Annotated in this window: 7 protein-coding genes, 1 tRNA gene and 1 riboswitch; of the genes, 4 read left to right on the top strand and 4 right to left on the bottom strand. The window is 72.6% G+C overall.

Features of this window, described 5'->3' with window-relative positions; genetic code table 11:
• The first annotated feature begins 539 nt into the window (after positions 1–539).
• From ACGFZA_RS24730 to ACGFZA_RS24715, 4 genes are all read left to right on the top strand, one after another.
• Positions 540–2246, top strand: coding sequence for a sporulation protein (locus tag ACGFZA_RS24730; protein WP_385286272.1), 1707 nt, complete (start codon positions 540–542; stop codon positions 2244–2246).
• Positions 2247–2379: 133 nt separating this feature from the next.
• Positions 2380–3636 (top strand): L-2-hydroxyglutarate oxidase, encoded by a 1257-nt coding sequence (gene lhgO, locus ACGFZA_RS24725; protein ID WP_385286273.1) that lies wholly within the window; start codon positions 2380–2382, stop codon positions 3634–3636.
• Positions 3629–4588: a tRNA (guanosine(46)-N7)-methyltransferase TrmB gene (trmB, locus tag ACGFZA_RS24720; protein ID WP_385286275.1), complete on the top strand. Its 960-nt coding sequence runs from the start codon at positions 3629–3631 to the stop codon at positions 4586–4588. The genes lhgO and trmB overlap by 8 nt, the downstream gene beginning before the upstream one ends.
• Before the next feature lie 274 nt (positions 4589–4862).
• Complete coding sequence (locus ACGFZA_RS24715) at positions 4863–6524, top strand: PrsW family intramembrane metalloprotease (RefSeq protein ID WP_393681887.1); 1662 nt, start codon at positions 4863–4865, stop codon at positions 6522–6524.
• Positions 6525–6709: 185 nt separating this feature from the next.
• Here the strand turns inward: ACGFZA_RS24715 and ACGFZA_RS24710 are convergent, their stop codons facing one another.
• The 4 genes from ACGFZA_RS24710 to ACGFZA_RS24695 form a co-directional block, all read right to left on the bottom strand.
• Positions 6710–7654 carry an aldo/keto reductase gene (locus ACGFZA_RS24710; protein ID WP_385286279.1) on the bottom strand — a complete coding sequence of 315 codons (945 nt, stop codon included), beginning with the start codon at positions 7652–7654 and terminating at the stop codon, positions 6710–6712.
• Positions 7655–7867: 213 nt separating this feature from the next.
• The gene (locus tag ACGFZA_RS24705; RefSeq protein ID WP_385286281.1) at positions 7868–9043 is read right to left on the bottom strand and encodes a M23 family metallopeptidase; all 1176 of its coding nucleotides are present in this window, start codon (positions 9041–9043) and stop codon (positions 7868–7870) included.
• 11 nt (positions 9044–9054) lie between these two features.
• Positions 9055–9208: riboswitch (cyclic di-AMP (ydaO/yuaA leader) on the bottom strand.
• Positions 9209–9479: 271 nt separating this feature from the next.
• The gene (locus tag ACGFZA_RS24700; protein ID WP_393681884.1) at positions 9480–10601 is read right to left on the bottom strand and encodes a PP2C family protein-serine/threonine phosphatase; all 1122 of its coding nucleotides are present in this window, start codon (positions 10599–10601) and stop codon (positions 9480–9482) included.
• Between the two features lie 260 nt (positions 10602–10861).
• Positions 10862–10935, bottom strand: a tRNA-Met gene (locus ACGFZA_RS24695).
• Between the last annotated feature and the right edge of the window lie 195 nt (positions 10936–11130).

Raw genomic sequence — 11130 nt, 5'->3', positions numbered from 1 at the left:
CGGCGAGGGTCGCCGGGGCCGTACCGGAAGGGGTGCCGGACGCACCCCCGCGCGCGGGTCCGGGCTGGTCGGCGGCCCGGACCGCACGGCCCGCACCCCTCCTCCGTGCCGCGCCCCCGTCCTCCGCCCGACGCCCCCGGGCGGCCGTCCGGGCGATCTCCGCACGGGGGCGCGGAGGGGCTCCACAGAGTCTCCTCCATGCCCCCGCCATTCCTCCGCTCTTCCTTCGCGCGACGTTCGCGTCCCGTCCGCCCCTCCCGCCTCTTCGGCCCCTCCCGCCGCCCGGCTCCCCTTTGATCACCGCACGATGGCCGGTACGGACAACAATCCCGCCATACGGACGTCCGGCCCTTAACGGTAGGGATGCGGCGAACTACGCTGGGTTTACTGATGTTCTCAGCAGGGCGGCATATTCCTCGGGGCTCGGCCAAATGCGTGTGCGGCCGGAGTGCCGGGGTTCGTCCCTGGGGAGAACCCGGTACGAATGCCGCGCGCCGCATCGGTGACGCGGCTGCCGTCTGTGTGTCGAGGGGTGGCGCATGTCCAGGGAGCAACGCGGGCCGAACGAGAAACTCGGAACCGTTCTCGCCCTCGCGGGAATCAGCAACGCCGGGCTCGCCCGGCGGGTCAACGACCTCGGGGCGCAGCGCGGACTGACACTTCGGTACGACAAGACCTCGGTGGCCCGATGGGTCTCCAAGGGCATGGTGCCCCAGGGCGCCGCGCCCCATCTCATCGCTGCGGCGATCGGCGCGAAGCTCGGCCGGCCGGTCCCGCTGCACGAGATCGGGCTGGCCGACGCCGACCCGGCGCCGGAGGTCGGGCTGGCGTTCCCACGCGACGTGGGTGAGGCGGTCCGTTCGGCGACCGAGCTGTACCGGCTTGATCTGGCCGGGCGGCGGGCGGGCAGCGGCGGGATCTGGCAGTCGCTGGCGGGTTCGTTCTCGGTGAGCGCGTACGCGACCCCGGCATCCCGCTGGCTGATATCCCCCGCCGACCCGTCGGTGGCACGCGCCTCGACGGCGGCAGTGGCGGCCATCCTGGGGACACACGGCACGCAGGGCGCACGGGGCGCGACGGGGGCGCAGGGAGCATCGAGTGCGCCAGGCACGTCACTTCTCTCCGGCGCCCACGGGCAGTCGAGCGGGTCCGGGTCAGCACCGGGGCAGGACGCGTCGGGGCAGCCGACGGCAACGGCCCCCGGACGCCACGCGTCCGCCGCGTCCGGCACCTCTCCGCTTCCCGGCCACGGCACGCAGCCGTCCCCCGGGCACAGTCTGTCGATCCCCGTCCAGCCCGGCCCGGATTCCGCGCACGACGTCTCGCCCCTGCGGGTCGGCCACAGCGACGTGTCCAAACTGCGGGAGGCCGCTCAGGACGCCCGCCGCTGGGACTCCAAGTACGGCGGCGGGGACTGGCGCTCGTCCATGGTCCCGGAGTGCTTACGCGTCGACGCGGCACCACTGCTGCTGGGTTCGTACAGTGACGAGGTCGGCCGGGCGCTCTTCGGCGCGGCGGCCGAACTGACCAGGCTCGCGGGGTGGATGGCCTTCGACACCGGTCAGCAGGAAGCCGCCCAGCGCTACTACATCCAGGCCCTGCGTCTGGCGCGGGCCGCGGCCGACGTACCGCTCGGCGGCTATGTCCTCGCGTCCATGTCGCTCCAGGCGACCTATCGCGGCTTCGCCGACGAGGGCGTCGACCTCGCGCAGGCCGCGGTCGAACGCAACCGGGGCCTCGCGACGGCACGCACCATGAGCTTCTTCCGCCTGGTGGAGGCCCGGGCCCACGCGAAGGCCAACGACGCGCCGGCCGCCGGGGCCGCGCTCAAGGCCGCCGAGAGCTGGCTGGAGCGCTCGCGGGACGGCGACGCGGACCCGTCCTGGCTGGGTTTCTACTCGTACGACCGGTTCGCGGCCGACGCCGCGGAGTGCCACCTCGACCTGAAGGCGCCGCGGCAGGTGCGGCGCTTCACCGAGCAGGCGCTCTCCCGGCCCACGGAGGAGTTCGTCCGCTCGCACGGGCTGCGGCTCGTCGTGTCGGCCGTCGCCGAGCTGGAGTCGGGGAATCTGGACGCGGCGTGCGCGGCGGGCACCCGGGCCGTGGAGGTGGCCGGCCGCATCTCGTCGGCACGCACCACCGAGTACGTGCGCGATCTGCTGCACCGGCTGGAGCCCTACGGGGACGAACCGCGCGTCGTCGAGCTGCGGGAACGCGCCCGCCCGCTGCTCGTCGCCCCCGCGTAGCCGCCCCCGCGCCGGCCCGGCCGCCGGGCCGGCGCCCCGGGCCCGGCAGGCACGAGATGCGCCACGCTGTGCCCGCACTGGTTTGAGCGCGTTGTCAGTGGGTCAGTGCACTATCGGGGTGGGAGGTGGCGTGATGATGACGCACGCGGCGTACGACTGCGATGTGCTGGTGATCGGCGGCGGGATCGTCGGCCTGTCGGCCGCGTATGCGATCACGCGGACCGCACCGGGCACGCGGGTGACCGTGCTGGAGAAGGAGTGGGGCCCCGCGCGCCACCAGACCGGGCGCAACAGCGGGGTGATCCACAGCGGTATCTACTACCGCCCCGGCTCGCTGAAGGCGCGGTACGCGGTCCGCGGCGCCGCGGAGATGACCGACTTCTGCCGGGAGCACGGCATCGCGCACGCCGTGACCGGCAAGCTGATCGTCGCGACGGGCCGCTCCGAGCTGCCCCGGCTGCACGCCCTGGTGCAGCGCGGCCGGGAGCACGGACTGCCCGTGCGCGAGCTGGGGCCCGCGCAGATCACCGAGTACGAACCGCGGGTGCGGGGACTCGCCGCGATCCGGGTGGGCACGACGGGGGTGTGCGACTTCGGCGCGGTCGCCGAGCGGTTCGCCACCGAGGTGCGGGCCGGCGGCGGCATGATCAGGTTCGGCGCGGAGGTCACCGCGATCGACCGGCGGCCGTGGGGCGTCGCGGTGCGGACGGCGGACGGCCTGGTGGTGCGGGCCCGGGTGCTGGTGAACTGCGCGGGACTGCACTGCGACCGGGTGGCACGGCTGGCGGGCGACGACCCGGGGATGCGCATCGTGCCCTTCCGGGGGGAGTACTACGAGCTGGCCCGGCCGGAGCTGGTGCGCGGCCTGGTCTATCCGGTGCCGGATCCGGCGTTCCCCTTCCTCGGCGTCCATCTGACCCGCGGCCACGACGGCGGCGTCCACGTCGGACCGAACGCGGTGCCGGCGCTGGCCCGCGAGGGGTACGGCTGGCCGGTGGTACGCCCCCGCGAGCTGCTCTCCACCCTGAGCTGGCCGGGCTCTTGGCGGATCGCCCGCAGGCACTGGCGGTACGGGGCGGGCGAGGTGCACCGCTCGCTGTCGAAACACGCGTTCACGGCTGCCGTGCGGCGGCTCCTGCCCGAGGTGACGGAGGACGACCTGCGCCCCGCCCCTGCCGGGGTCAGGGCCCAGGCGGTGCTGCGGGACGGCACGCTGGTGGACGACTTCCTGATCCGCGAGGCCCCGCACACCGTGCACGTGCTCAACGCCCCGTCGCCCGCCGCCACGGCCGCGCTGCCCATCGGGCGGGAGGTGGCACGCAGGGCGCTGCTCCGGGCAGAGGCGACGGGGTGGAAGCCGCCCGCCGTAGAATCAGGGCATTGTGTCTGAGCCCTTGAACCCCTCCCCCGCGACGCCCGGCGACGCCGCTGCCGAGACGGACAGCACGCTCCCCTCCGGTGCGCTCCCCACCGATCCGCCCGCCACCATCCCGGACGGCGCGCCCGCCACCGGACGGGATGGCGCCGCCTCCACCGGTGCGGACACCGCCGCGCCCGCGACGGCCGGAATCCCGGACGACCTGCGCGCCGCGGCCCTGGAGCGCGCGCGCAGACTGCGCCAGGAGCCCCGCTTCCCCGGCGGACCCGCGGCCGATCCGGCCGGCTCGCACCACGAGCGCCGGATCCGCAGTTTCCAGCCGCGCCGCAGCCGGGTCACGCCCGGCCAGCAGGACGCCCTAGAGCGGCTCTGGCCGAAGTGGGGCCTGGACATCGACGGACTGCGCGTCCTCGACCTGCCCGAGCTGTTCGACGGTCTCCCGGTGGTCCTGGAGATCGGCTTCGGCATGGGCGAGGCCACCGCGCAGATGGCCGCCGACGACCCTGGCACCGGCATTCTCGCCGTCGACGTGCACACCCCGGGCCAGGGCAACCTGCTCGGTCTCGCGGACCGGAACGGCGTGTCCAACGTCCGGGTGGCCAACGGTGACGCGATCATCCTGCTGCGCGAGATGCTGGAGCCGGACGCCCTGGACGGACTGCGGGTGTACTTCCCCGACCCGTGGCCCAAGTCGCGCCACCACAAGCGCCGGCTGATCCAGCCGGAGTTCCTCGATCTGGCGGCGCAGCGGCTGAAGCCCGGAGCGGTCCTGCACTGCGCGACGGACTGGGAGCCGTACGCGGAGCAGATGCTGGAGGTGCTGACCGCGCACCCCCGCTTCGAGAACACGGCGGCGGACGGCGGCTATGCACCACGGCCCGCGTTCCGGCCGCTGACCCGGTTCGAGGGCCAGGGCCTGGACAAGGGCCACGTGGTGCACGACCTGTTGTTCGCCCGCCACTGAACGGCCACGGGGCGGCGTCAGGCGGCTTGAGCCGACCTGCGTCGGCCTGCGTCGGTGACCTGAGGTGGGCAGGGCTCACCTGGGGCGGCCAGGGCTGCTGGGGCGGCCAGGGCTGACCGGTGAGTGACCCGAGGTGGCCTGGGACGAGTGGCCCGTGGCAGTCGAACGGGTGGCCCGAGCCGGTGGCCCGAGAAGCCGGCACCCGGCCTTCCGCCGATCCGGGAGCCGTCCAGGCGCCATGGCCGTTGTCAGTCCCGCTCGTTAGGGTCGTGGGGTGTCCGACGGGTCTGTTCAGCGACATTCACAGCCGGCCGTTCCGGTGCTCGAGGAGCACCTGGTCGGCGAGGTCCTGGCTGCCGCCCCGGACCGGGGCCAGTGGCGGTACCGCCCGCGCCGCGTCGGCATGCTGTGGCGAAGCAGGACACTCCGCGTCGTCGCCGTCTTCACCGTGCTGGCGCTCTGCGGTCTGGTGATCCTCGCCCTGGTCCGTGACCAGACGGGGACGCAGGGGTTCCTCGTCGGTCTGGGCCTGGCCGTGTTGCCCGTCCCGGTGCTGATGACGGCGTTCCGCTGGCTGGACCGGGTCGAACCGGGGCCGTGGCGCAACATGCTCTTCGCCTTCGCCTGGGGCGCCTGCGCGGCGGCCCTGGTCGCGATCATCGCGAACTCCTTCGCGACGCAGTGGATCGCCACGGCCACGGCCGACCCGGGCAGCGCGGACACACTGGGCGCCACGGTCATCGCACCCGTCGTGGAGGAGAGCGCCAAGGCGGCGGCCATCCTGCTGCTCTTCCTCTTCCGGCGACGGGACTTCGGCGGGATCGTCGACGGTGTGGTCGTCGCCGGCTTCACCGCCACGGGCTTCGCCTTCACCGAGAACATCCTCTACCTGGGCAACGCCTTCGGTGAGGACCAGATGATGGGCTCGGGCTTCGCCTCGGTGACCGCGGCGACCTTCTTCGTACGTGTGGTGATGACGCCCTTCGCCCATCCGCTCTTCACCGTGCTGACCGGCGTCGGTTTCGGGATCGCCGCAAGCAGTGGGCGCCATCAGCGGGTCCGGCGCATCGCGCTCCCGCTGCTGGGACTGCTCCTCGCGATGGGCATGCACGCCCTGTGGAACGGGTCGTCCGTGTTCGGGCCGTACGGCTTCTACGCCGTGTACGGGGCCTTCATGGTCCCGGTCTTCGGGCTGGTGACCTGGCTGGCTGTCTGGGCCCGCCTGCGGGAGCTGCGCACCCTCGGCGTCGAGCTGCCGGCGTACGCCGCGACCGGCTGGCTGTCCCCCGCCGAACCTCTCGCCCTCTCCTCGATGCGGGCCCGCGGCCTGGCCAGGGACATCGCCCGCCGGCGCGCGGCGACAGCGGCCGGCGCCGCGCACGGCAGGCCCCACAACCACGCGTACCACCCGGCCTACGCTCCCGCGCACGCCGCCCCTCACCCCGCACACGCCCGCATATCGGCCGCAGCGCGGAAAGAGATCAAGGTCCGGGGCAGGGCGGCGGCCCGCACGGTGGCCGAGTACGAGTCGTTCGCGACCTCGCTCGCCTTTCTGCGCCGTCAGGCCCGCCGCGGCGCGGCGGGCCCGGACTTCGCGGAGCGCGAGCGGGAGTTGCTGCACCACCTGTGGCAGCGCAGAGAGACGGCAGGCCCCGCCCTGGTGTACGCGGCGCAGGCCACGGGCCGTCTGCGCCCCCGATTCGTACCCGCGGTGCACCGGCCTCTGTACCCGGGGCATCCGGGACACCCGGGACAGATCCAGGGCCCGGGCCTGGGCTACGGGGCGTACCCATCCCACGGCGGCCACGCCCCGCACCCCGGATACCCGTACGCCGGCTACCCCTCCAGCGCACCGTCGTACACGAACCCGCCGCCCACGCACCCGCCGCCCACGCACCCGCCGTACGACCAGCCGCGCTCCGGACAGCAGGGCTAGGGCCGCCGGTCCGGCGGATCAGCGACGAACAGGCCCCGGGAGTACGGCAGATCAGGGACGATCAGACCTCGGATGGGCAACAGACAAGGCCGAACAGGCCGACGGACGGAACAGCCCCGGCAGACCGGCAGACCGCCACAAGCCTCACGGCCACTCCCCACGCCTTGAGCCTCAAGCCTCAAGCCTCAAGCGGAAGCCTCGGTGAGGTCCGCCAGTTCCTGATCCGTGAGCCGCAGTCCGGCGACGGCCACCAGCGCCGGAAGCTGCTCGACCGTACGGGCCGAGGCGATGGGAGCGGCGACGGTCGGCCGGGCGGCCAGCCACGCCAGCGCCACGGTCGCGATCTCCGCGTCCCGCTCCTGCGCCACCTTGTCGAGCGCGGCGAGCACCTTCTGCCCGCGCTCCGACTCCAGGTGCGTGGACGCCTTGCCGGCGCGCGCGCTCTCCACGGACGTACCGGGACGGTACTTGCCGGTGAGGAACCCGGAGGCGAGGGCGAAGTACGGGACGGCGGCGAGCCCGGCGTCTTCGGCGGTGTCCTGGAGCTCGCCCTCGTACGTGTCCCGGGAGACGAGGTTGTAGTGGGGCTGCAGGGCCACGTACCGGGCGAGCCCCTCGCGCTCGGAGAAGTCCAGCGAGGCCCGGAGCCGCTGGGCGCTGATGTTGGACGCGGCGATCTCGCGGACCTTGCCGTCCTTCACCAGCTGGTCGAGGGCGGTGATGATCTCCTCGACCGGGACCGTCTCGTCGTCGAAGTGCGTGTAGTAGAGGTCGATGTGGTCGGTGCCGAGCCGGCGCAGCGACTCCTCGGCGGCGGCCTTGATGGTGGTGGCGGAGAGCCCCTTGTACGCGGGGTGGGCGCCGACCTTGGTGGCCACGACGATGTCGGAACGGTTGCCACGCGCGGCGAGCCACTTGCCGATGAGGGACTCCGACTCGCCGCCCTCGTTGCCGGGGACCCAGGCCGAGTAGGCGTCGGCCGTGTCGATGAAATTGCCGCCGGCGGCCGCGTACGCGTCGAGGACGGCGAAGGACTGCGCCTCGTCCGCCGTCCAGCCGAAGACGTTGCCCCCGAGGGCGAGCGGGAAGACCTGGAGGCTGGAGGAGCCGAGCTTGCGGAGAGAAGTCATGGGTGGAACAACCGTTTTCCCGGGCTCCACTATTCCGTGGCCTGTACATCCGAGCCGGTGCGACGAGGGGACGGAGACGGACCGGCCCACCTGACGACGGAGACGGACCGGCCGACCCTGACGACGGAGACAGACCGGCAGCCCTGACGTCGGGGGGTGAGCGTCAGGGCTGCCGGGGTTTCGCGGCCGGAGAACCGGCGGGGGAGAACGGTCTCAGACCGTGAGGCCCCTGGCCTGCAGCCAGGGCATCGGGTCGATGCCGGTGCCGTCCGGGGTGTGGACCTCCAGGTGGAGGTGGGGGCCGGTGACGTTGCCGGTCGCGCCGACGCGTCCGATGGTGTCGCCGGTCGTGACCTTCTGACCGATGCTGACGTCCATCGAGGACTGGTGGCAGAACCACAGCTCGGTGCCGTCCTCCAGCTCCAGGACGGTGCGGTAGCCGTAGGAACCGGAGTAGCCCGCCGACTTGATCGTGCCGGTGTGGATCGCCTTGATCGGCGTACCGGTGGGAGCCGCGAAGTCGAGGCCCGTGTGGTAGCCGGAGGACCACATCGATCCGGCCTCGCCGAAGGTCGAGGTGATCGTGTACGAGGAGGTGGGGATGGCGTAGCTGGCGGCGAGCTTGGCGAGCCGGAGGGCCTCAGCCTTCTTCTTCGCCTCTTCCTCCGCCTTCTTCTTCTCCGCGGCGATCTTGGCCTCGGCGGCGTCCTGCTGCTTCTTCGCCTCCGCGGCGGCCTTCTCGGCCGCGGCCTTCTCCGCTGCGGCCTTGACCTCGGCGTCGGCGGCGTCCTGCTGCTGCTCGGCCTGCTGGAGGATGCGGGCGCGGAGGGCCTCGCCCGCGTCGGTGGTGCCCTGCTCGGCCTCGGCGGTGGTGATGCCGGCGGTGGTCAGAGGAGCGGAGGCGATCGCCGCCTCGGCCTTCTCCGCCGCGGACTCGGACTCGGACCCACCCGAGAACAGCGCGCCTACGCCCGGGAGGGACTTGGCGTCGGGGAGATTGTCCGCGATGGAATCGGGCAGAGAGATGGAGACCGGCGGCTTGCTCTGGGCGGTGGCCATGCCACCCGCACCGACGGCCGCGATGACGCCGACGCCGAGGACGGTGGAGCTGCGGGCCAGACCATTGCGCTGCTTGGCGACGCGGTGCTTGCCGCGTACGGGACGGACGGAGTCCTCGGTGGGATTCCATTCCTCCCAGGTCCGGTCGGGCCCTGAGTCGTCGGCGCGGAAGTCGTTTCCGAAGTCGCTGCCCCGATCGGTCCCGTAATCGGTCGCGTAGGCGGCCCCGTACTCCGTACCGACCACGGTGCCGGGCCGGGACGCGAAGTCGTCGCCGTACTCGGGCACGAACCGTGAGGGAGCTTCGGGGGCAGGCTTGTTGGACGCCACGGGGGCGCACTCCTTTCCTTCCTTCTCGCCTACCGGGTTAGCTGACGGGTTCGGAGCAGGAAGGTCTCCTACGGGTTCCTCCGTCTCGTCACGAGACAGAGATGCCCGATTCACCCCATGTAGGTGGTTCCCCGGTTCCCTTGCGGAATTCGGCGCTCGCGCACGGTGCCGCCACTGACGGCGGCTGGGACAACCGCGCTGCGTTATCGAACGTTAATAGACACCGGGGTCCGATTCCAAGCTGTTCCCACTGATCGTTCAGCCCCTTGGCCTGGACTTTACGGGACACAACCGGGTGGAATCGGACGAGTTGATCACCCCTCGGTCACCAACCGATTTCTGACGTTGCGTCAAATGTTATGCGGAGGGGTGCCCTTCGGTTACGGACGGTGGCATCATGGCCAACCGCTCCCCCACGCCACCCCCGGCCTCGGACTCACCCGCCGCCATCGCCCAGGCCGACGATCTTCACAGTCCTGCGCCGGTCGGGCTGCCCCTCAGCCGGCCGGCCCACCGCCAGCAACGCCATGTCGTCCGTCGACTCGCCGCCCGTATGCAGCCGCACGTCATCGGTCAGCGCGGACAGCAGCTCCTCGGGCCCCGGGAAGATCCGACCCCGCAGCCGCTCGGCGGGGTCGTAGAAGACGCCTTCGGTGTCACGCGCCTCGGAGAGGCCGTCCGTATAGAGGAGGAGCGTCGCCCCGGCGGGCAGGTCCCAGACGTCCGACCGGTCCGGCCACACTCCCAGGTCCATCCCCAGCGGCAGCGCCGGGACCGAGGGCCCGAGCACCTCCAGCTCCCCGTCCGTGTGCAGCAGCAGCGGGTCCGGGTGGCCGCGGTTGACGATCCGTACCGAGGACGCACCCGGCGGGATCTCCGCGAGCACCGCGGTGACGAACCCCTCGACGGCGTCGAGACCGCCGCGCGTGCTGGACTCGCGCGCCAGCGCACGCTCCAGCCGCTGGGCCACGCCTTCCAGCGACTCCTCCTGCTCGGCCGCCTCCCGGAACGCGCCGATGATCACCGCCACGGCCTCGACGGCGTCCAGCCCCTTGCCCCGTACGTCCCCGACGACCAGCCGCACGCCCTGCGGGGTGTCCGTGACCGAGAACAGGTCGCCGCCGACGAACTCGTCCGCCTGCGCCGCCTCGTACCGCGCGGCGACATGCAGGCCGCCGATCCGGTCGGACGGCGTCGGCAGCACCGCCCGCATGGCGGTCTCCGCGATGACCCGGGCCGAGGCCAGCTGCTCGTTGCTGCGCCGCACGACGTCGTTGATCACGACGGCGAGGACGGAGACGGTGAGGACGGTGAGCAGTTCGATGGACGGCACGACCCGGAGCAGCGTGCCGCTGTAGATCCGCAGCCCGACGACGGCCAGCAGGGCGGCGGCTCCGGTACGGATGGTGCTGGCCCGCGAGAAGAACGGCGCGGCGATCAGCGGCGCGGCCGCGAACAACGGGATGGCGGTGAACGCGGGCGGGGTGAAGGCGTCGAACAGCACGCCCCCGCCGATCATCAGGGCGGGAAGGGCCCGGACGAACCGGCGGGTCCGCACGCCACCGGCACGCCTCGTCCTCCGCTTCTCCCGCTTCCCCACCTGCTGCTCTCCTGCCCGGTACATCCACGGCCGCGGACGGTACCGCGCACCACACCCCAGGCTTCCCGGAGCAGGGTCGCGGGGCGACTCCTCGTCGGCCAATGGGGGGATACGCGGCGTACGGCCCGCACAGGCCGTCGGCCCGGCGGGCCGACGGCGTACACACACAAACGAATCAGGCCCGGCACGCTGTATGCATGCCGGGCCTGATTCTTCAGTAGCGGGGACAGGATTTGAACCTGCGACCTCTGGGTTATGAGCCCAGCGAGCTACCGAGCTGCTCCACCCCGCGTCGGTAAACACAACTCTACGGCATGTTCGAGGCGCTCATGACCACCCGTCGCCCGCACCCCCCCGAGGACGCCGCCGACCCACGGCCGATCCGCGACCGATCCGCCGACCGCACCACGACCGGCCGCCGCCCCCGCGCCGCACCACGACCAGTCCTGCGCCGCACCACGACCAGTCCCGCGCCGCACCACGACCA

The organism is Streptomyces sp. NPDC048211 (assembly GCF_043202315.1).
Taxonomy (GTDB): domain Bacteria; phylum Actinomycetota; class Actinomycetes; order Streptomycetales; family Streptomycetaceae; genus Streptomyces.
This window is presented reverse-complemented; position numbering and strand designations above follow the sequence as displayed.